The sequence below is a fragment of the Pseudomonas sp. SK genome (assembly GCF_012975065.1).
Taxonomy (GTDB): domain Bacteria; phylum Pseudomonadota; class Gammaproteobacteria; order Pseudomonadales; family Pseudomonadaceae; genus Aquipseudomonas; species Aquipseudomonas anuradhapurensis.
Genome location: NZ_CP051857.1, coordinates 492,181 through 512,717, shown reverse-complemented (window position 1 = coordinate 512,717; position 20,537 = coordinate 492,181). Strand labels below are relative to the sequence as shown.

Below are 20,537 nucleotides of genomic sequence, written 5' to 3'. Positions count from 1 at the left end.
TTTAGCCAACGATCAAGGAGACCGCCCAGCCGAGCAGGGAATCAAGACCCCACAGCAGCAGTGCCATAACCAGCACGACAGCCACGACAATCAGCGTGGTCTGGGTGGTTTCCTGGCGGGTCGGCCACACGACTTTACGAATCTCGGTACGAGCTTCCTTCGCCAGCGCAAAGAACGACTTGCCCTTCGCAGTCTGCAGAGCTACAAAGCCCGCGACAGCAGCCAGGACGAGAAGTGCAAGGACGCGATACAGGATCGGAGAGGCAGAGTAATACTGATTACCCACTACGCCGACAACCACCAAAGCCACTACAGCCAGCCACTTGAACAGATCAAAACGCGATTCTTGGGCTTCAGTTTTGGGAGTCATCGAGGAGGATCCTGTGAGAAGAAAGCCATCACACCGAGGTGAAATGGCAGGTCAGGAGGGAATCGAACCCCCAACCTACGGTTTTGGAGACCGTCGCTCTGCCAATTGAGCTACTGACCTGTAACGCTGTATCAGGCCGGCCATTATACCGGCCTGATCAAGTAAATCAACTACTTATTCAATAATTTTTGCTACGACACCGGCGCCGACGGTACGACCGCCTTCACGGATAGCGAAGCGCAGACCGTCTTCCATTGCGATGGTCTTGATCAGGGTGACAGTCATCTGGATGTTGTCACCTGGCATTACCATTTCAACGCCTTCCGGCAGTTCGCAGTTACCGGTCACGTCAGTGGTACGGAAGTAGAACTGAGGACGGTAGCCTTTGAAGAACGGAGTGTGACGGCCGCCTTCTTCCTTCGACAGAACGTAGACTTCTGCGGTGAACTTGGTGTGCGGCTTGACCGAACCTGGCTTGACCAGAACCTGACCACGCTCAACTTCGTCACGCTTGGTACCACGCAGCAGAACGCCGCAGTTCTCGCCAGCGCGGCCTTCGTCCAGCAGCTTGCGGAACATTTCAACACCGGTGCAGGTGGTGTTGGTGGTTGGGCGCAGGCCAACGATTTCCAGCGGATCCTGAACGCGGACGATACCACGCTCGATACGACCGGTAACAACGGTACCACGACCCGAGATCGAGAATACGTCTTCGATCGGCATCAGGAACGGCTGGTCAACGGCACGGATTGGCTCAGGGATGTAGGCATCCAGAGTTTCTACCAGCTTCTTGACAGCGGTAGTACCCATTTCGTTGTCGTCTTTGCCTTCCAGCGCCATACGAGCCGAACCGATGATGATCGGGGTGTCGTCGCCTGGGAAGTCGTAGGTGGACAGCAGGTCGCGAACTTCCATCTCGACCAGTTCCAGCAGCTCAGCGTCGTCTACCAGGTCAGCCTTGTTCAGGAAGACCACGATGTACGGAACGCCTACCTGACGGGACAGCAGGATGTGCTCACGGGTTTGTGGCATCGGACCATCGGCGGCCGAGCAAACCAGGATCGCGCCGTCCATCTGGGCAGCACCGGTGATCATGTTCTTCACGTAGTCAGCGTGACCTGGGCAGTCAACGTGAGCGTAGTGACGAATGTTCGAGTTGTACTCGACGTGAGCGGTGTTGATGGTGATACCGCGCGCTTTTTCTTCCGGAGCCGAGTCGATCTTGTCGAACTCAACGACTGCCGAACCGAATACTTCGGAGCAGACGCGAGTCAGAGCTGCGGTCAGAGTGGTCTTACCGTGGTCAACGTGGCCGATAGTGCCGACGTTAACGTGGGGAAGGGAACGATCAAACTTTTCCTTAGCCATCGATACAATCCTCCGCAGAAGAAATAGTCTTGCGCTGATAAAACAAAGGCAGATATTTTCATATCTGCCTTGTTTATATGGAGCTCTTGAGCGGACTTGAACCGCTGACCTCACCCTTACCAAGGGTGTGCTCTACCAACTGAGCTACAAGAGCGAAACACTTTGTGCAAAATCCAGCAAACTTGGAGCGGGTAGCGGGAATCGAACCCGCATCATCAGCTTGGAAGGCTGAGGTTCTACCACTAAACTATACCCGCGGAGCTTGCGGCTCTCGCTAAAACTGGTGGAGGGAGAAGGATTCGAACCTTCGAAGCTCTCGCAACGGATTTACAGTCCGTCCCCTTTGACCGCTCGGGAATCCCTCCAGATGTGGCCGGCATTCTATTTGTCCGCCGCCCCAGTGTCAAGCGTTTTTTCAAATTTTTTCAATCAAATCTGAAACTTAGCTGCTTTGACACCGCTTCCAGTTCTACCACCTGAGTGGTGTTCCCTGTGAAGCGGGCGCCATTCTATCAAGCTATTCGCCAGTTGCAATACCCTGGCAGAAAATAATTTTGTGTTTTAAGTCTTTGAAATCATTGGAAAGAGCGGCGAGGACCGTTTGGTCCAACAAACGCTCGCTTTCCGGGGCAACCTTGAGCCAGCGCCCCTCCGCACCAGGCAACTGCCCCACCACCGGGAGCGTGGCGATATCCAGGCTCATCAGACGCTGACGCAGCGCCTCGAGCTCGCCCTGCCCCATCATGCCACCGACTACCAGGCATTCATCCCGGCGCTTGGGCGGCGTCGACACGCCTGTTTCACGTAACAGACGGATTTCCTGCTGATTCCCCTTGTACAACGACAGCGGGGCGACTTCCTTGACCTTCAGCGGGGCTTCCTGCTGATGCCATACGTAATAAAAGACGTTGAGCACCAGCAACAACAGAAACAACCAACGCATAGGCACCTCAATCCAATGGGCAGGCCATGGCCAGGCCAACGAAAACCAGGTCAGGCACGACCCGCGCCTGGGGCACAGCCTCCCTCACCAGCGGCGCATCACCTCCGGTAAGGAACACGGCGAAATCTTCCCCCCACAAGGCACGCGCCTGATCGAGCTGGGTACGCGCAAAACCCTGGAGCATCAATACGCAGCCGCGTTCGACCGCTTCGACAGTCGAGCGCCCAGGCGCCAGGCTGGTCAAAGCACGCTCAGCGGAAGCATCGTCATAACGAATACGTCGGGTATGCGTGCGCAACTGGCTGCGCATCAACGGCATGCCCGGACAGATGTAGCCACCCAGGTGCTCGCCGTCCGCAGCAACGAAATCCGCTTTTGCAGCCGTCCCCAGGTCAATGACCAGGCAAGCACCTTTGGCCAGGTGGAACGCCCCCAGCGCTGCCAACCAACGATCCATGCCCAGGCGCTGGTAGTCGTCATAGCCATTGCGCACCCCGGCCATTTCCCGGGCTGGGTGGGCCACGAGCGCCTGCACGGCAAATGCCTGGGCAATCAATGCGCAAAGCGCGTCGGTTTCATCCTCACTGCGCACACTGACAATACGGCAGCCGGTCAAACGCACCGAAGCCAGCGCAGCCACTTCAGCCACCAAGGCCTGATCCGAGTCGACGATACCGCCGCTCTCAATCGCTGCATCAGCGACATGGATTACCCGCCACTTGATAAAGCTGTTACCGCAATCGAGCTCAAGAATCATCACGCAACCTCAAACTGAGCTCACCACCACTGAAGCTCTTTTCCACCCCGTCCACCTCAAGGCGCAAGCCGCCCTGCCCGTCGACGCCTAGAACCACGCCATCAATACGCGTGCTACCGGCGATAAGTGAAACGTTACGCCCCTGCCAGAGGTGCGCCTGCTCCCATTCTTCCTGGAACGCGGCAAAACCATAACGACGATGCCGGGCCAATTCATGCTGCAACTGCTGGCTGAGCAGTGCGACCAGGCGGTTGCGGTCAATTGCTGCACCCACCTCACGGCGCATCGAAGTCCATTGCTGGTCGACTTGATCGTTGGCCTGCATGTTCACATTGATACCGATACCCAGCACCACATGACAGACATCTGCCGGGTCGCCGACCAGCTCCAGGAGAATGCCGGTAATCTTCTGCCCGCGAACAAGGACGTCGTTGGGCCACTTGAGCCCAACATCCTTCACCCCGAACGCCTGCAGGGTACGCATTACCGCCAACCCCACCACCAGACTCAGGCCCTCGAGCTGGCGCATGCCGCCATCCACACGAAGCACCAGGCTGTAATAGAGGTTCTCGGCAAACGGGCTGACCCATTGCCGCCCACGCCGACCACGGCCGGCGCTCTGCCGTTCGGCCAGAACCAAAAATGGAGCCGCCTGCCCTTCGCCTGCCAGCCGCAGGCCTTCGGCATTGGTTGAGTCGATCGTCTCATGAATGAAAACCGGCCACTGCTCGCCGGCAGCAAAACTGGCGATTGCCTGCGCATCGAGCAAAGCCAGTGGCGCAGCCAACTGATAGCCGCGCCCACGAACCTTGTGAATGGTGAGGTTCAGCTCGCTCTCCAGGTGCTGCAGCTGCTTCCAAACGGCGCTGCGACTCACCCCGAGGGCTGCCCCCAGAGCTTCTCCGGAATGGAACTTGCCATCCTTGAGAAGATTCAACAACTTCAGCATGCCAGTCTCGACTTGGAATAAGGCAGGCATGATAGCTATGGGTTGTTGGCTTGCATAGGAAAAGGGCCTGTCGACAGGCGCGAGCGGGCTTGGTTCTGGCCTTTTGCGGCGGCCGGCGCGAGAGTGTTTTCTGCCGCGACGCAGGCGGCGCGGTTTGCCAGGTAGATCAGGGTTGCAGGGATCACGCTGGCTTTGCCGGCGCAAAGACAAAACCCCTACCTGCATATGCAGATAGGGGTTTTGCGAAATGAATCTTGACGATGACCTACTCTCACATGGGGAAGCCCCACACTACCATCGGCGATGCATCGTTTCACTACTGAGTTCGGGATGGGATCAGGTGGTTCCAATGCTCTATGGTCGTCAAGAAATTCTGTTGCCAGAAGGTCTTGGTAGACACTCCAGCGAATTCGGATATGCGATATGTGTGGTTCGTTGCGAACTTTCGGTTCGTATCATCTTCACCACCGCAATCTGCGTCAGCAAATTGCTTGGGTGTTATATGGTCAAGCCTCACGGGCAATTAGTATTGGTTAGCTCAACGCCTCACAGCGCTTACACACCCAACCTATCAACGTCGTAGTCTTCGACGGCCCTTCAGGGAACTCAAGGTTCCAGTGAGATCTCATCTTGAGGCAAGTTTCCCGCTTAGATGCTTTCAGCGGTTATCTCTTCCGAACATAGCTACCCGGCAATGCCACTGGCGTGACAACCGGAACACCAGAGGTTCGTCCACTCCGGTCCTCTCGTACTAGGAGCAGCCCCTCTCAAATCTCAAACGTCCACGGCAGATAGGGACCGAACTGTCTCACGACGTTCTAAACCCAGCTCGCGTACCACTTTAAATGGCGAACAGCCATACCCTTGGGACCGGCTTCAGCCCCAGGATGTGATGAGCCGACATCGAGGTGCCAAACACCGCCGTCGATATGAACTCTTGGGCGGTATCAGCCTGTTATCCCCGGAGTACCTTTTATCCGTTGAGCGATGGCCCTTCCATACAGAACCACCGGATCACTAAGACCTACTTTCGTACCTGCTCGACGTGTTTGTCTCGCAGTCAAGCGCGCTTTTGCCTTTATACTCTACGACCGATTTCCGACCGGTCTGAGCGCACCTTCGTACTCCTCCGTTACTCTTTGGGAGGAGACCGCCCCAGTCAAACTACCCACCATACACTGTCCTCGATCCGGATAACGGACCTGAGTTAGAACCTCAAAGTTGCCAGGGTGGTATTTCAAGGATGGCTCCATGAGAACTGGCGTCCCCACTTCAAAGCCTCCCACCTATCCTACACAAGCAAATTCAAAGTCCAGTGCAAAGCTATAGTAAAGGTTCACGGGGTCTTTCCGTCTAGCCGCGGATACACTGCATCTTCACAGCGATTTCAATTTCACTGAGTCTCGGGTGGAGACAGCGCCGCCATCGTTACGCCATTCGTGCAGGTCGGAACTTACCCGACAAGGAATTTCGCTACCTTAGGACCGTTATAGTTACGGCCGCCGTTTACCGGGGCTTCGATCAAGAGCTTCGCTTGCGCTAACCCCATCAATTAACCTTCCGGCACCGGGCAGGCGTCACACCCTATACGTCCACTTTCGTGTTTGCAGAGTGCTGTGTTTTTAATAAACAGTCGCAGCGGCCTGGTATCTTCGACCGGCATGGGCTTACGGAGCAAGTCCTTCACCCTCGCCGGCGCACCTTCTCCCGAAGTTACGGTGCCATTTTGCCTAGTTCCTTCACCCGAGTTCTCTCAAGCGCCTTGGTATTCTCTACCTAACCACCTGTGTCGGTTTGGGGTACGGTTCCCAGTTATCTGAAGCTTAGGAGCTTTTCTTGGAAGCATGGTATCAACCACTTCGTCGCCTAGAGGCAACTCGTCATCAGCTCTCGGCCTTGAAATCCCGGATTTGCCTAAGATTCCAGCCTACCACCTTAAACCTGGACAACCAACGCCAGGCTGGCCTAACCTTCTCCGTCCCTCCATCGCAATAACTGGAAGTACAGGAATATTAACCTGTTTTCCATCGACTACGCTTTTCAGCCTCGCCTTAGGGACCGACTAACCCTGCGTCGATTAACGTTGCGCAGGAAACCTTGGTCTTTCGGCGTGCGAGTTTTTCACTCGCATTGTCGTTACTCATGTCAGCATTCGCACTTCTGATACCTCCAGCAAGCTTCTCAACTCACCTTCACAGGCTTACAGAACGCTCCTCTACCGCGTCATCAAAGATGACACCCGTAGCTTCGGTGCATGGTTTGAGCCCCGTTACATCTTCCGCGCAGGCCGACTCGACTAGTGAGCTATTACGCTTTCTTTAAAGGGTGGCTGCTTCTAAGCCAACCTCCTAGCTGTCTAAGCCTTCCCACATCGTTTCCCACTTAACCATGACTTTGGGACCTTAGCTGACGGTCTGGGTTGTTTCCCTTTTCACGACGGACGTTAGCACCCGCCGTGTGTCTCCCATGCTCGGCACTTCCAGGTATTCGGAGTTTGCATCGGTTTGGTAAGTCGGGATGACCCCCTAGCCGAAACAGTGCTCTACCCCCTGGAGTGATACATGAGGCGCTACCTAAATAGCTTTCGAGGAGAACCAGCTATCTCCGAGCTTGATTAGCCTTTCACTCCGATCCACAGGTCATCCGCTAACTTTTCAACGGTAGTCGGTTCGGTCCTCCAGTCAGTGTTACCTAACCTTCAACCTGCCCATGGATAGATCGCCCGGTTTCGGGTCTATACCCAGCGACTAAACGCCCTATTAAGACTCGCTTTCGCTACGCCTCCCCTATTCGGTTAAGCTCGCCACTGAATATAAGTCGCTGACCCATTATACAAAAGGTACGCAGTCACCTAACAAAGTAGGCTCCCACTGCTTGTACGCATACGGTTTCAGGTTCTATTTCACTCCCCTCTCCGGGGTTCTTTTCGCCTTTCCCTCACGGTACTGGTTCACTATCGGTCAGTCAGTAGTATTTAGCCTTGGAGGATGGTCCCCCCATGTTCAGACAAAGTTTCTCGTGCTCCGTCCTACTCGATTTCATTGACAAGAGATTTTCGTGTACGGGGCTATCACCCACTATGGCCGCACTTTCCAGAGCGTTCCACTAATCTCAAATCAACTTAAGGGCTGGTCCCCGTTCGCTCGCCACTACTAAGGGAATCTCGGTTGATTTCTTTTCCTCAGGGTACTTAGATGTTTCAGTTCCCCTGGTTCGCCTCTTGCACCTATGTATTCAGTACAAGATACTCAGCTTATGCTGAGTGGGTTCCCCCATTCAGAGATCTCTGGATCACAGTCTGTTTGCCGACTCCCCAAAGCTTATCGCAGGCTACCACGTCTTTCATCGCCTCTGACTGCCAAGGCATCCACCGTATGCGCTTCTTCACTTGACCATATAACCCCAAGCAATCTGGTTATACTGTGAAGACGACATTCGCCGAAAATTCGCATGTTGCTCTTTCGAGCAGAACTCACAAATTTTACCTTAGCCTGATTAACCAGCAGTGAAACTGGTCATCAGTCTATATCTATCACATATCCGAATTTTTAAAGAACGATCTGACAAAAGCCAGAAATCAACATTCACATTGGAATGCTCATTTCTAATTTCTGAGCAGTGCTGCGAAACCTGAAAGAGTGGTGGAGCCAAGCGGGATCGAACCGCTGACCTCCTGCGTGCAAGGCAGGCGCTCTCCCAGCTGAGCTATGGCCCCGTGTATTCTAGGCCGCACCAAGTAATTGGTAGGTCTGGGCAGATTTGAACTGCCGACCTCACCCTTATCAGGGGTGCGCTCTAACCAACTGAGCTACAGACCTATAACAGGGTCGCGTTACAGCATCGTCTTTTACAATGAATCAAGCAATTCGTGTGGGAGCTCATCAGCAGGCTGATGTCGTCGATTAAGGAGGTGATCCAGCCGCAGGTTCCCCTACGGCTACCTTGTTACGACTTCACCCCAGTCATGAATCACACCGTGGTAACCGTCCTCCCGAAGGTTAGACTAGCTACTTCTGGTGCAACCCACTCCCATGGTGTGACGGGCGGTGTGTACAAGGCCCGGGAACGTATTCACCGCGACATTCTGATTCGCGATTACTAGCGATTCCGACTTCACGCAGTCGAGTTGCAGACTGCGATCCGGACTACGATCGGTTTTGTGAGATTAGCTCCACCTCGCGGCTTGGCAACCCTCTGTACCGACCATTGTAGCACGTGTGTAGCCCAGGCCGTAAGGGCCATGATGACTTGACGTCATCCCCACCTTCCTCCGGTTTGTCACCGGCAGTCTCCTTAGAGTGCCCACCATAACGTGCTGGTAACTAAGGACAAGGGTTGCGCTCGTTACGGGACTTAACCCAACATCTCACGACACGAGCTGACGACAGCCATGCAGCACCTGTGTCAGAGTTCCCGAAGGCACCAATCCATCTCTGGAAAGTTCTCTGCATGTCAAGGCCTGGTAAGGTTCTTCGCGTTGCTTCGAATTAAACCACATGCTCCACCGCTTGTGCGGGCCCCCGTCAATTCATTTGAGTTTTAACCTTGCGGCCGTACTCCCCAGGCGGTCAACTTAATGCGTTAGCTGCGCCACTAAAATCTCAAGGATTCCAACGGCTAGTTGACATCGTTTACGGCGTGGACTACCAGGGTATCTAATCCTGTTTGCTCCCCACGCTTTCGCACCTCAGTGTCAGTATCAGTCCAGGTGGTCGCCTTCGCCACTGGTGTTCCTTCCTATATCTACGCATTTCACCGCTACACAGGAAATTCCACCACCCTCTACCGTACTCTAGCTCGCCAGTTTTGGATGCAGTTCCCAGGTTGAGCCCGGGGCTTTCACATCCAACTTAACGAACCACCTACGCGCGCTTTACGCCCAGTAATTCCGATTAACGCTTGCACCCTCTGTATTACCGCGGCTGCTGGCACAGAGTTAGCCGGTGCTTATTCTGTCGGTAACGTCAAAACAGCAAGGTATTAACTTACTGCCCTTCCTCCCAACTTAAAGTGCTTTACAATCCGAAGACCTTCTTCACACACGCGGCATGGCTGGATCAGGCTTTCGCCCATTGTCCAATATTCCCCACTGCTGCCTCCCGTAGGAGTCTGGACCGTGTCTCAGTTCCAGTGTGACTGATCATCCTCTCAGACCAGTTACGGATCGTCGCCTTGGTGAGCCATTACCTCACCAACTAGCTAATCCGACCTAGGCTCATCTGATAGCGTGAGGTCCGAAGATCCCCCACTTTCTCCCGTAGGACGTATGCGGTATTAGCGTTCCTTTCGAAACGTTGTCCCCCACTACCAGGCAGATTCCTAGGCATTACTCACCCGTCCGCCGCTGAATCAAGGAGCAAGCTCCCGTCATCCGCTCGACTTGCATGTGTTAGGCCTGCCGCCAGCGTTCAATCTGAGCCATGATCAAACTCTTCAGTTCAATACTGCTTGGGTTTTTAAGAAACCCTAAACTTGGCTCAGCAATCTCAAATGACTATGTGATTTCTCGCATGGCCACTTGTGATGCTGATAATCTTTGTGACTATCAGTCCGTACTCACAAGCACCCACACGAATTGCTTGATTCGATTTGTTAAAGAGCGTTTGGTTAAGAGCGTTTCGTCTCAACCGAGGCGCGCATTCTACGCTTTCCTCATTTGCTGTCAAGCGTTTATTTTGAAGTTTTTTGCGAGAAACTCGTTTAGCTTCAAACACTTGACTCGCTGCGATCTCTCGTAGCGGGAGGCGAATCATACAGCGTTTTGAAACGCTGTCAACCTTCATCTCGACCGCTGCCGATCATTCGATCGTAGCCCTTTCAGCTTCTTCATCACTACTTAACTCATTGATGAACAAGGAGTTTTTCGTCCCGATGTCGCTGGAAGTGGGGCGCATTATAAGGGCATTCGAAACCGCGTCAACCTTTAATTTCAAGAAACCTTCATATCACTGAAAAACAAAGCGGGGAGGCCTACCGGCCTCCCCGCTTCTATATAGCTACACCTGCCGGCTATCACTCAGCCTTGAGGGTAACCCGCGCAAACGACTTCTTGCCCGCCTGGCACACATGCGTAGCACCCAGCGCAAACACGAAATCGCGATCAACCACCGCACCATCAACCTTCACCGCCCCCCCACTCAGCAGGTCCCGAGCCTGCGCCGAGTTCTTGACCAGGCCAGCCCGGTTCAGCACGGCAGCAATCGGCAGGCTTTCCGCCGCAGCCACTTCGACCTCCGGCAAGTCTTCTGGCAACTCGCCATCCTTCATGCGGTTACCTGCTGCGCGGTGGGCATTGGCCGCAGCCTCTTCGCCATGGAAGCGCGCCACGATTTCTTCCGCCAGCTTGATCTTGATGTCGCGCGGGTTGGCACCATTGGCGACGTCGGCACGGAACTGCTCGATCTCTTCCATCGAGCGGAAGCTCAGCAGCTCGAAGTAACGCCACATCAAGGTATCCGGGATCGATACTAGCTTGCTGTACATCACCCCCGGCGCTTCCTGGATACCTACGTAGTTGCCCAGCGACTTGGACATCTTCTTCACACCGTCGAGCCCTTCGAGCAACGGCATGGTCACGATGTTCTGCGCTTCCTGGCCATAGGCACGCTGCAACTCGCGCCCCATCAGCAGGTTGAATTTCTGGTCGGTACCACCCAGTTCGACATCGGCCTTCAGCGCCACCGAGTCGTAGCCCTGCACCAGCGGGTACAGGAACTCGTGGATGGCGATCGGCTGGCTGGTGGTGTAGCGCTTGTGGAAGTCGTCACGCTCGAGCATGCGCGCCACGGTGTACTGCGAAGCCAGGCGAATGAAGTCAGCCGGGGTCAGCTTGTCCATCCAGGTGGAGTTGAACGCGACCTCGGTCTTGGCCGGGTCGAGGATCTTGAACACCTGCTGCTTGTAGGTCTCGGCATTCTCCAGCACCTGCTCGCGAGTCAGCGGCGGGCGGGTGGCACTCTTGCCGCTCGGGTCGCCGATCATGCCGGTGAAGTCACCGATCAGGAAGATGACCTGGTGCCCGAGATCCTGGAACTGACGCAGCTTGTTGATCAGCACCGTGTGCCCAAGGTGCAGGTCCGGCGCGGTCGGGTCGAAGCCGGCCTTGATGCGCAGAGGCTGGCCGCGCTTGAGCTTCTCCACCAGTTCCGACTCGACCAGTACTTCTTCCGCACCGCGCTTGATAAGCGCCAGCTGCTCTTCAACCGACTTCATAGACAAACCCGCAAGGCTCAGATTCAGGGGGAGCCAACCATACAAGATCGGCCGTCAATTACAAGTTTCGCAAAGGAATGTGACCCGGGCACAGGCTTGCGGCGTCTACGCGCCCTTGCGTGAAAATGGTTTTGGTTATATTTTATACAGTTATTTCATCTTCATCATGTCATTCATCTTTTCCATTTCACCTTTTTCAAAGTCACCGTGCCCATGACCAACGAACCGCCTAAAGCGCCCCCGCTTTATCCGAAAAGCCATCTGTTGGCCGCCAGCGGCATCGCCGCCCTGCTCAGCCTGGCCCTGCTGGTGTTTCCCTCCAGCGAAGTGGAAGCCAAGAAAACCACCCTCAATCTCGAGCTGGAGAGCCCTGCCGAGCAGTTGAAGGACGAATCCCGCGCTGCGCCCCTGGTGCAGGCAGAAGGTGAGCAAGGCTCGCCATTCGCCCAGATCGAGGACGCCGCCCCCGAAACCCAGAACGCCAAGCAGGAAGACGCCCCTGCCGCAGAACCGGTCGCCGAAACCGCCAAGGAGCCCGGCCACCGTGAAGTCACAGTGGCCCGTGGCGACACGCTGTCCACCCTGTTCGCCAAGGTCGGCCTGCCGAGCAATGCAGTGCACGAGCTGTTGGCCAGCAACAAGCAGGCCAAGCAGTTCAGCCAGCTCAAGCACGGCCAGGTGCTGCAGTTCGAACTCGACAAGGACGGCCAGCTGGCCAGCCTGCACAGCAAGGTCAGCAACCTTGAAACCATTCGCCTGACCAAGACCGACAAGGGCTATACCTTCAATCGCGAGATCAGCAAGCCGGTCGTGCGGACCGCCTATGCCCATGGCGTGATCAAAAGCTCACTGTCGGCCTCGGCACAGCGCGCCGGCCTGTCCCACAGCATGACCATGGACATGGCTCGGGTGCTCGGCTATGACATCGATTTCGCCCAGGACATTCGCCCGGGCGACGAATTCGACGTGGTCTACGAGCAGAAGGTGATGGACGGCAAAGTCGTCGGCACCGGCAATATCCTCTCTGCGCGGTTCACCAACCGCGGCAAGACCTACACCGCCGTGCGCTACACCAACAAGCAGGGCAACACCAGCTACTACACCGCCGACGGCAACAGCCTGCGCAAGGCGTTCATCCGTACCCCGGTGGATTTCGCCCGCATCAGCTCGCGTTTCTCCGCAGGCCGCAAGCACCCGATCCTGAACAAGATCCGCGCGCACAAGGGTGTCGACTACGCCGCCCCTCGCGGTACCCCGATCAAGGCAGCCGGTGATGGCCGCATCGAGCTGGCCGGGCGCCGTGGCGGTTACGGCAACACCGTGATCATCCAGCACGGCAACCGCTACAAGACGCTGTATGGCCACATGCAGGGCTTCGCCAAGGGCATCAAGACCGGCAGCATGGTCAAGCAAGGCCAGATCATCGGCTATATCGGTACCACCGGCCTGTCCACCGGCCCGCACCTGCACTACGAGTTCCAGGTCAACGGTGTGCATGTCGACCCGCTGAGCCAGAAAGTGCCAATGGCCGACCCGATCGCCCGCAACGAGCGCCAGCGCTTCCTGCAGCAAAGCCAGCCCCTGATTGCCCGCATGGATCAGGAAAAGGCCACCCTGCTCGCCGCGAACAAGCGCTGAGCCATGGCGCTCTACCTGGGGGTGATGTCCGGCACCAGCCTCGATGGCCTGGACATTGCCCTGATCGCACAAAGCGAGCAGCCTGAGCTGCTCGCCACCCACTACCTGCCCATGCCCGGCGACCTGCGCCAGGAGCTGCTTGCCTTGTGCAGCAGCGGCGCGGACGAGATCGCGCGTGCCGCCCTGGCGGAAAACCGCTGGGCCACGCTTGCCGGCGAAGGCATCCGCCAGCTGCTGGCCAACCAGGGGCTGCAGGCCGACGCCATCCGCGCCATTGGCAGCCATGGCCAGACCATCCGCCACGAGCCCGCGCGCGGCTTTACCGTACAGATCGGCAACCCGGCGCTGCTGGCCGAGCTTACCGGCATCAGTGTGGTCGCTGATTTCCGCCGCCGCGATGTGGCAGCCGGTGGCCAAGGTGCACCGCTGGTCCCGGCCTTCCACGAGACCCTGTTCAGCCATCTCGGGCAGCGCCTGGCCGTGCTCAACGTCGGCGGTTTCAGCAACCTCAGCCTGATCGAACACGACAAGCCGGTCTATGGCTTCGATTGTGGCCCCGGTAACGTATTGCTGGATGCCTGGATCGAGCGCAAGCGCGGCCAGGCCTATGATGCGGATGGTGCCTGGGCGGCTTCCGGCAGGGTACAGGCGGACTTGCTCGACACCCTGCTGGCCGACCCGTTCTTCGCAGGCAGCGGCCCGAAGAGTACAGGCCGCGAAGTGTTCAACCTGGCCTGGCTGGTTGGCCACCTCGCTCGCCTCCCCGCTTATCGCGACGAGGATGTGCAGGCGACGCTGCTGGAGCTGACCGCACGCAGCATCATCGACTCGCTGAGCAATGCCCAGCAAGGCACCGAAGCGCTGCTGGTGTGCGGTGGCGGCGCGCGCAACCGCGCCCTGATGACGCGCCTCGGCCAACTGCTACCCGCAGCTCGGGTCGCCAGTACCGGCATCCATGGCGTTGACCCGGACTGGGTCGAGGCCATGGCGTTCGCCTGGCTGGCCCATTGCTGCCTGGAAGGTATTGCCGCCAATCGCCCCAGCGTGACAGCGGCCAAGGGCCTGCGTGTACTGGGTGCGATCTACCCGGCCTGAACACTACGCCACAACGTAAAACGCCGCGCAATTGCGCGGCGTTTTCGTATGAGCAGGGCTCAGATCGAGAACGACGAGCCGCAACCGCAGGTGGTGGTGGCATTCGGGTTCTTGATCACGAAGCGCGAGCCTTCCAGGCCTTCCTGGTAGTCCACTTCGGCACCGGCCAGGTACTGGAAGCTCATCGGGTCGACCACTAGGGATACCCCTTCGCGCTCGACGATGGTGTCATCTTCGGCCACGTCTTCATCGAAGGTGAAGCCATACTGGAAGCCCGAGCAACCGCCACCGGTGACGAACACGCGCAGCTTCAGACGATCGTTGCCTTCTTCGGACACCAGGTTCTTCACCTTCTGCGCAGCGCCGTGGGTGAATTCCAAAGCCGTGGGGGTGAAGGTTTCGACGCTCATGTTGATTCTCCCGGCGCGGTAGCCGCCATAAAACTCGATGACGCGCATTATCCGCTTTCCCGAGAAAATCGGTCAAGAATTGTGCGGCTTTAGTCGCGACAAACAAAAAGGCCCGCACGACGCGGGCCTTTCCACCGATGGCGGCTTACGGCAACAGGCCGGCGTGGGACAGGCCCATGCGCTCGTCCAGGCCGAACAGGATGTTGAGGTTCTGCACCGCCTGGCCGGATGCGCCCTTGACCAGGTTGTCGATCACCGAAAGCACCACCACCAGGTCGCCGCCCTGTGGACGATGAACGGCAATGCGGCAGACGTTGGCGCCGCGCACACTGCGGGTTTCCGGGTGGCTGCCAGCCGGCATCACGTCGACGAACGGCTCGTCGGCATAGCGTTTCTCGAACAGCGCCTGCAGGTCGACCGAAGTGTCGGCAACGGTTGCGTACAGGGTGGCGTGGATGCCACGGATCATCGGCGTCAGGTGCGGCACGAAGGTCAGGCCGATGTCTTTGCCAGCCGCCAGGCGCAGGCCCTGGCTGATTTCCGGGAGGTGGCGATGGCCCTTGACTGCATAGGCCTTCATGCTCTCGCCGGCTTCGCAGAACAGCGAGCCCACCGCCGCACCACGGCCAGCACCGCTGACCCCGGACTTGCAGTCGGCAATCAGGCGCGACGGGTCGGCCAGGCCTGCCTCCAGCAGCGGCAGGAAGCCCAGCTGGGTAGCGGTCGGGTAGCAGCCCGGCACGGCGATCAGGCGTGCCTGGCGGATCTTCTCACGGTTGACTTCAGGCAGGCCGTAAACCGCGTCCTTGAGCAGCTCCGGTGCGCCGTGCGGCTGGCCGTACCACTTGCCCCACTCGGCGGCGTCCTGCAAACGGAAGTCGGCCGACAGGTCGATCACCTTGGTACCGGCCGCCAGCAGTTCACCGGCCAGTGCATGGGCGACGCCGTGCGGTGTGGCGAAGAACACCACGTCACACGCCGCCAGGGTCTTGCTGTCGGGCACGCTGAATGCCAGCCCGTCATAATGGCCGCGCAGGTTCGGGTACATGTCCGCCACCGCCACGCCCGCCTCGGAGCGCGAAGTGATGACCGCCACTTCGGCCTGTGGATGCTGTGCCAGCAGACGCAACAGTTCGACGCCGGTGTAACCCGTGCCGCCGACGATACCGACCTTGATCATAACGCTTGCCCCTTATCAACGAGCCGTCTGGAAAGCGCACGATAATAGGGGCGCAAGGCGCCTGTAACAACTCTTCGGATGACCCTTCGGGCGCTTGACCACTACTATCTGACGACCGTGAACACCTGAAGGAACTCCCCCATGCTTTACCTATGGATCAAAGCGCTGCACATCGTCAGCGTGGTCTGCTGGTTCGCCGGCCTGTTCTACCTTCCGCGGCTGTTCGTCTACCACGCCCAGAGCCAGGACAGCATCAGCCAGGAACGCTTCGTGACCATGGAACGCAAGCTTTTCCGCGGCATCATGAACCCGGCGATGATCGCCACCTACGTGTTCGGCGGATGGATGCTGTACCTCACCCCGGGCTGGCTCAGCCAGGGCTGGCTGCATGCCAAGCTGACCCTGGTCATCCTGCTGACCGTCTACCATCACATGTGCGGCGCCCAGCGCAAACGCTTCGCCAGCGGCAGCAATACCCGCAGCCACGTCTACTATCGCTGGTTCAACGAAGTGCCCGTGCTGTTCCTGCTGGGCGTCGTGATCCTGGTGGTGGTCAAGCCGTTCTGACACCGCCCGCCGCTCAAGGAGCCTCGCCATGGCGCTACCCGCCTCGCTCGAACAACGCCTGCGCCTGCCAGTGGTTGCCGCACCGATGTTCCTGATTTCCAACCCCAGGCTGGTGCTGGCGTGCTGCGCCGCTGGCATAGTCGGTAGCTTCCCGGCCCTGAACCAGCGCGACAGCGGCGGTTTCAAGGCCTGGCTGGAGGAGATCGAGAACGGCCTGGGGCAACTGCCGGCGCCAGCCCCGTATGCCGTGAACCTGATCGTTCATTCGACCAACCCGCGCCTGCAGGCCGACCTGGCGTTGTGCGTGGAACACCGCGTGCCGATCGTCATTACCAGCCTGGGCGCGGTGAAGGAAGTGGTCGATGCCGTGCACGGCTACGGCGGCCTGGTATTCCACGATGTCACCACCCGCCGCCATGCCGAAAAGGCCGCCGAGGCCGGAGTCGATGGGCTGATCGCGGTGGCCGCAGGCGCAGGCGGCCATGCCGGCACCTGGAGCCCGTTCGCCCTGGTCGCGGAAATTCGCCAGTTCTTCGACAAGACCTTGCTGTTGGCCGGCTGCCTCAACCATGGCCACGAGATCCTGGCGGCACAGATGCTCGGCGCTGACCTGGCCTACATGGGCACCCGCTTCATCGCCACGGCCGAAAGCCAGGCCCAGGATGCCTACAAGCAGATGCTGCTCGATGCCCATGCCGCCGACATCATCCACACTCCGGCAGTGTCCGGCGTGCCTGCCAGCTTTCTGCGCGCGAGCCTGGAGCAGGCCGGCTACGACCTGGACGCCCTCAAGCGCGGCCACGAGCAAGGCAAGCTCAAGCCGATACACGACGAAGCCAAGGCCTGGAAGACCGTGTGGTCGGCGGGCCAGGGTGTCGGCGGTATCGACGACCTGCCGGATGCCGGTGCGCTGATCGAACGGCTCTACCACGAATACCGGGATGCCGTGCAGCGCTGCCAGGCCCTGGGGCATCGCGGCTCGTAGCAAAAGGCAACACCTGCCCCGGCCAAGCTGTACACTAGGCGCCTCTTCAGCCCCCAGGAGCCTTGCATGACCCGTTACGCCATGATCACTGGTGCTTCCAGCGGCCTGGGCCTGGCGCTGGCGGAAGCGCTGGCGCGGCGCGGGCGCAACCTGATCCTGGTGGCACGCCAGCGTGAAACGCTGGAGCCAGTGGCCATCGAGCTTACCCAGCGCTTTGGCGTGGAAGTGCTGTTCCGCGCCTGCGACCTCAGCCAGCCTCTGCGCCTGTCGGGCTTTGTGCTGGAACTGGAAGAAGGTGAGCGGCGTATCGACCTGCTGGTCAATTGTGCCGGCCTGCGTACCTACGGCCCATTCCTGGCTCATGAATGGGCCGACGAGCAGGACCTGCTGGAAGTCAACGTGTTGGCGCTGAGCCGCCTGTGTCACGCCATCGGCAACCTGATGGCGGTACAGGGCGGCGGGCAGATCCTCAACGTCGCCGGCCTGGCCGGCGTGGCGCCGGGCCCGTGGATGGCCGCCTATGCCGCCAGCAAGGCCTATGTATTGAGCTTCTCGCAGGCCCTGCGCGAAGAACTCAAGCGTACCGGTATCAAGGTGTCGGTGCTGTGCCCCGGCCCGGTGCGCTCTGCGCGGCGGCGCATCCCACGGCTCGATGGCAAGCCACGCTGCCTCAGCCCGGAGGAAGTGGCGCTGTACACCGTGCGCGCGCTCGACAAGAACCGCGCGCTGATCATGCCCGGCCGACGCAACCGCTGGCTGGCTTTCGCCCCGCGCCTGCTGCCCCGCTGGCTGGTGCGCAAGCTGGCCGGCGTCATCCATCGCCGCTACTGCCCGCTCGGCATGGAATAGCCACTGGGCGAGTGGCGCCCGGCTGAGTACACTCGGCCCGACCCTCACCATGGAGCAAGTGCTGTGGACGATTTATTCCTCAAAATCATCAACCGGGAAATCCCGGCGGATATCATCTACGAAGATGACCAGATCCTGGCCTTCAAGGATATTGCACCCGCGGCCCCCGTACATTTTCTGGTCATCCCGAAAAAGCACATCCGTACGCTCAACGACCTGACCGAAGAGGACAAGGCACTGGCCGGCCACATCCTGTTCACCGCCCAGCGCCTGGCCGTCGAGCAAGGCTGCGAGGAAGGCTTCCGCGTGGTCATGAACTGCAACCCGAAAGGCGGCCAGACCGTGTACCACATCCACATGCACGTGCTTGGCCAGCGCCAGATGCACTGGCCACCGGGCTGATCCACGGCAAGCCACCCTGCCACTATTGCGGTAAACTGTCGGGCACATTCTTGCGGAGGTGCCCGATGGCTACCGAACGTCACTACTCGCCGCTCGACCGCTTGTTGCTGCAGGCCGATACCGCCATGCGCACCTTGCTGCCCTTCAGCGGCCAACCCGCCCGCCCCTCGCCGGCTATCGTGCAGCCGGACATCAACCTGGACGAGCAGCAGGCCCGCCACGTTGCCGGGCTGATGCGCATCAACCACACCGGTGAAGTCTGTGCCCAGGCGCTGTATCAGGGCCAGGCCCTGACCGCCAAGCTGCCCGAAGTGCGCAAGGCCATGGAGCACGCCGCCGAGGAAGAAGTGGACCACCTGGCCTGGTGCGAACAGCGTATCCGCCAGTTGAACAGCCACCCCAGCGTGCTCAACCCGCTGTTCTACGGCATGTCGTTCGGTATCGGCGCACTCGCCGGGCTGGTCAGCGACAAGGTCAGCCTGGGCTTCGTCGCTGCCACCGAGCACCAGGTGTGCAAGCACCTCGACGAACACTTGGAACAGATCCCGCAGGAAGACGAAAAGTCCCGGGCCATCCTCGAACAGATGCGTATCGATGAAGAACAACACGCCGATTCTGCACTGGCCGCCGGTGGTTATCGCTTCCCCGCCCCGGTCCGCTTTGGCATGAGCCTGTTGGCCAAGGTCATGACCAAGAGCACCTACCGTATCTGAAGGCATTACCATGACGGATCGTTTCGACGCCAAGGACCTGGCGCGCGCCGTGCACGCCGGCATTCTCCAGCCTGGCCAGGACCAGGCCCTTGTGGCCTTCCTGCGCCAGCAGTCGGCACCACGCGGCAGTTTCCAGCTGGCTCACGTGGCCTTCTACTTCGGCGCCATGCTGATCATGGCGGCCATGGGCTGGCTGCTCACCGAAGCCTGGATGAGCATTGGCGACTGGGCACTGCTGGCCATCGCCAGCCTTTATATCCTGTTGCTCACGTTGTTCGCCGTTAACCTGCAACATCGCGCCCAACCGGTCGCTGCCGGGGTGCTGGCGGCGGTCGCGGTCAGCATCGTGCCGCTGGCGGTATTCGCCGTCGAACGCCTGGCCGGCTGGTGGCCACTGGACGATGTGCAGGCCGACTATCACCAGTACTACACCTATGTGCAGGGCGGCTGGCTGGCAATGGAAGCGGCCACGGTAGTCGCCGGGCTGCTGATGCTGAGGCTGATCCCCTACCCGTTCATCGTCATGCCGGTTGCCGTGGCCTTGTGGTTCATGTCGATGGACCTGAGCGAATGGTTCTTCGGCTCGCCGTTCAGCTGGGAGCAACGCCGCGAAGTGTCGTTGTGGTTCGGGCTGGGCTTGCTGGCTGTATTCATCGTGGTCGACGGTCGCACACGCGAGGACTACGCGCATTGGGGCTATCTGGCCGGGCTGGCGGCGTTCTGGGGCGGGATGACGCTGATGGACAGCGGCAGCGAGCTGGGCAAGGCCATGTACTGCCTGATCAATATCGCGCTCATGGGCATGGCGGTACTGCTGCGCCGGCCGGTGTTCATGGTATTTGGCGCATTAGGGGTAGCGGCTTACCTCGGCTACCTGTCGTATGAGGTGTTTGCCGAGTCACTTCTGTTCCCGGTGGTGGTCACCTTGATCGGGCTCGGGGTGATCGGGCTGGGCCTGGCTTACCAGAAGCGGCGGGAGCAACTGAGCCAGGTGATGCGGGGTTGGCTGCCTGAATGGGTGCGGGCTGCATTGCCTGCGCTTCGCAGCTGATGGTGTTGGCGCCGCTTGGCGCCCCATCGCCGGCAAGCCAGCTCCTGC

Annotated in this window: 16 protein-coding genes, 6 tRNA genes and 3 rRNA genes; 8 read left to right on the top strand and 17 right to left on the bottom strand. The window is 58.9% G+C overall.

Annotation, left to right across the window (positions count from 1 at the left end):
* Window position 1: 1 nt before the first annotated feature.
* The 15 genes from secE to tyrS form a co-directional block, all read right to left on the bottom strand.
* Window positions 2-370 carry a preprotein translocase subunit SecE gene (secE, locus tag HG549_RS02265; protein ID WP_003257081.1) on the bottom strand — a complete coding sequence of 123 codons (369 nt, stop codon included), beginning with the start codon at window positions 368-370 and terminating at the stop codon, window positions 2-4.
* A gap of 44 nt (window positions 371-414) precedes the next feature.
* Window positions 415-490, bottom strand: a tRNA-Trp gene (locus HG549_RS02260).
* A gap of 54 nt (window positions 491-544) precedes the next feature.
* Window positions 545-1,738, bottom strand: coding sequence for an elongation factor Tu (gene tuf, locus HG549_RS02255; RefSeq protein ID WP_170027986.1), 1,194 nt, complete (start codon window positions 1,736-1,738; stop codon window positions 545-547).
* 78 nt (window positions 1,739-1,816) lie between these two features.
* Window positions 1,817-1,892, bottom strand: a tRNA-Thr gene (locus tag HG549_RS02250).
* Window positions 1,893-1,921: 29 nt separating this feature from the next.
* Window positions 1,922-1,995, bottom strand: a tRNA-Gly gene (locus HG549_RS02245).
* A 24-nt stretch (window positions 1,996-2,019) separates the two neighbouring features.
* Window positions 2,020-2,103: transfer RNA gene (locus tag HG549_RS02240), tRNA-Tyr, on the bottom strand.
* Window positions 2,104-2,255: 152 nt separating this feature from the next.
* The gene (locus HG549_RS02235) at window positions 2,256-2,681 is read right to left on the bottom strand and encodes a hypothetical protein (RefSeq protein ID WP_170027985.1); all 426 of its coding nucleotides are present in this window, start codon (window positions 2,679-2,681) and stop codon (window positions 2,256-2,258) included.
* A 7-nt stretch (window positions 2,682-2,688) separates the two neighbouring features.
* On the bottom strand, window positions 2,689-3,438 hold the full coding sequence (locus HG549_RS02230) for a pantothenate kinase (RefSeq protein ID WP_170027984.1): 750 nt from the start codon (window positions 3,436-3,438) through the stop codon (window positions 2,689-2,691).
* The gene (birA, locus tag HG549_RS02225; protein WP_170027983.1) at window positions 3,428-4,387 is read right to left on the bottom strand and encodes a bifunctional biotin--[acetyl-CoA-carboxylase] ligase/biotin operon repressor BirA; all 960 of its coding nucleotides are present in this window, start codon (window positions 4,385-4,387) and stop codon (window positions 3,428-3,430) included. Before birA ends, HG549_RS02230 begins: the two co-directional genes overlap by 11 nt.
* 252 nt (window positions 4,388-4,639) lie before the next feature.
* Window positions 4,640-4,755 (bottom strand): 5S ribosomal RNA (rrf, locus tag HG549_RS02220).
* A 134-nt stretch (window positions 4,756-4,889) separates the two neighbouring features.
* Window positions 4,890-7,781: ribosomal RNA gene (locus tag HG549_RS02215) — 23S ribosomal RNA — on the bottom strand.
* 245 nt (window positions 7,782-8,026) lie between these two features.
* Window positions 8,027-8,102 (bottom strand) — tRNA-Ala (locus tag HG549_RS02210).
* A gap of 26 nt (window positions 8,103-8,128) precedes the next feature.
* Window positions 8,129-8,205, bottom strand: a tRNA-Ile gene (locus HG549_RS02205).
* Between the two features lie 85 nt (window positions 8,206-8,290).
* Window positions 8,291-9,827: ribosomal RNA gene (locus HG549_RS02200) — 16S ribosomal RNA — on the bottom strand.
* Together the 16S, 23S and 5S rRNA genes with 2 tRNA genes alongside form the textbook arrangement of a ribosomal RNA operon.
* Window positions 9,828-10,399: 572 nt before the next feature.
* On the bottom strand, window positions 10,400-11,599 hold the full coding sequence (gene tyrS / locus HG549_RS02195) for a tyrosine--tRNA ligase (RefSeq protein WP_170027982.1): 1,200 nt from the start codon (window positions 11,597-11,599) through the stop codon (window positions 10,400-10,402).
* Window positions 11,600-11,812: 213 nt separating this feature from the next.
* Here tyrS and HG549_RS02190 point away from each other — a divergent pair, with 213 nt between their 5' ends.
* Window positions 11,813-13,237 (top strand): peptidoglycan DD-metalloendopeptidase family protein, encoded by a 1,425-nt coding sequence (locus tag HG549_RS02190; protein WP_170027981.1) that lies wholly within the window; start codon window positions 11,813-11,815, stop codon window positions 13,235-13,237.
* Between the two features lie 3 nt (window positions 13,238-13,240).
* A complete protein-coding gene (locus HG549_RS02185; protein WP_170027980.1) occupies window positions 13,241-14,332 on the top strand; it encodes an anhydro-N-acetylmuramic acid kinase in 1,092 nt (363 codons plus the stop codon).
* A gap of 59 nt (window positions 14,333-14,391) precedes the next feature.
* On the opposite strand, the gene erpA is transcribed toward HG549_RS02185, so the two are convergent.
* Both erpA and argC read right to left on the bottom strand, forming a co-directional pair.
* Window positions 14,392-14,742, bottom strand: a complete 351-nt coding sequence (erpA, locus tag HG549_RS02180; RefSeq protein ID WP_170027979.1) for an iron-sulfur cluster insertion protein ErpA — start codon at window positions 14,740-14,742, stop codon at window positions 14,392-14,394.
* Between the two features lie 145 nt (window positions 14,743-14,887).
* Window positions 14,888-15,922: an N-acetyl-gamma-glutamyl-phosphate reductase gene (gene argC / locus HG549_RS02175; RefSeq protein ID WP_025337480.1), complete on the bottom strand. Its 1,035-nt coding sequence runs from the start codon at window positions 15,920-15,922 to the stop codon at window positions 14,888-14,890.
* Between the two features lie 141 nt (window positions 15,923-16,063).
* Between argC and hemJ the strand changes: the two genes are divergently transcribed.
* The 6 genes from hemJ to HG549_RS02145 all read left to right on the top strand — a co-directional run bounded on the left by hemJ (window position 16,064) and on the right by HG549_RS02145 (window position 20,489).
* On the top strand, window positions 16,064-16,489 hold the full coding sequence (gene hemJ / locus HG549_RS02170) for a protoporphyrinogen oxidase HemJ (RefSeq protein WP_170027978.1): 426 nt from the start codon (window positions 16,064-16,066) through the stop codon (window positions 16,487-16,489).
* Between the two features lie 28 nt (window positions 16,490-16,517).
* Window positions 16,518-17,474 carry a nitronate monooxygenase family protein gene (locus tag HG549_RS02165; RefSeq protein WP_170027977.1) on the top strand — a complete coding sequence of 319 codons (957 nt, stop codon included), beginning with the start codon at window positions 16,518-16,520 and terminating at the stop codon, window positions 17,472-17,474.
* A gap of 66 nt (window positions 17,475-17,540) precedes the next feature.
* A complete protein-coding gene (locus HG549_RS02160) occupies window positions 17,541-18,323 on the top strand; it encodes an SDR family oxidoreductase (protein ID WP_170027976.1) in 783 nt (260 codons plus the stop codon).
* Window positions 18,324-18,386: 63 nt separating this feature from the next.
* Entirely contained in the window at window positions 18,387-18,725 is a 339-nt protein-coding gene (locus HG549_RS02155; RefSeq protein WP_011531867.1) for a histidine triad nucleotide-binding protein, read from the top strand.
* A gap of 65 nt (window positions 18,726-18,790) precedes the next feature.
* Window positions 18,791-19,438, top strand: a complete 648-nt coding sequence (gene coq7 / locus HG549_RS02150) for a 2-polyprenyl-3-methyl-6-methoxy-1,4-benzoquinone monooxygenase (protein WP_170027975.1) — start codon at window positions 18,791-18,793, stop codon at window positions 19,436-19,438.
* A 10-nt stretch (window positions 19,439-19,448) separates the two neighbouring features.
* A complete protein-coding gene (locus tag HG549_RS02145) occupies window positions 19,449-20,489 on the top strand; it encodes a DUF2157 domain-containing protein (RefSeq protein WP_170027974.1) in 1,041 nt (346 codons plus the stop codon).
* Window positions 20,490-20,537: the final 48 nt, after the last annotated feature.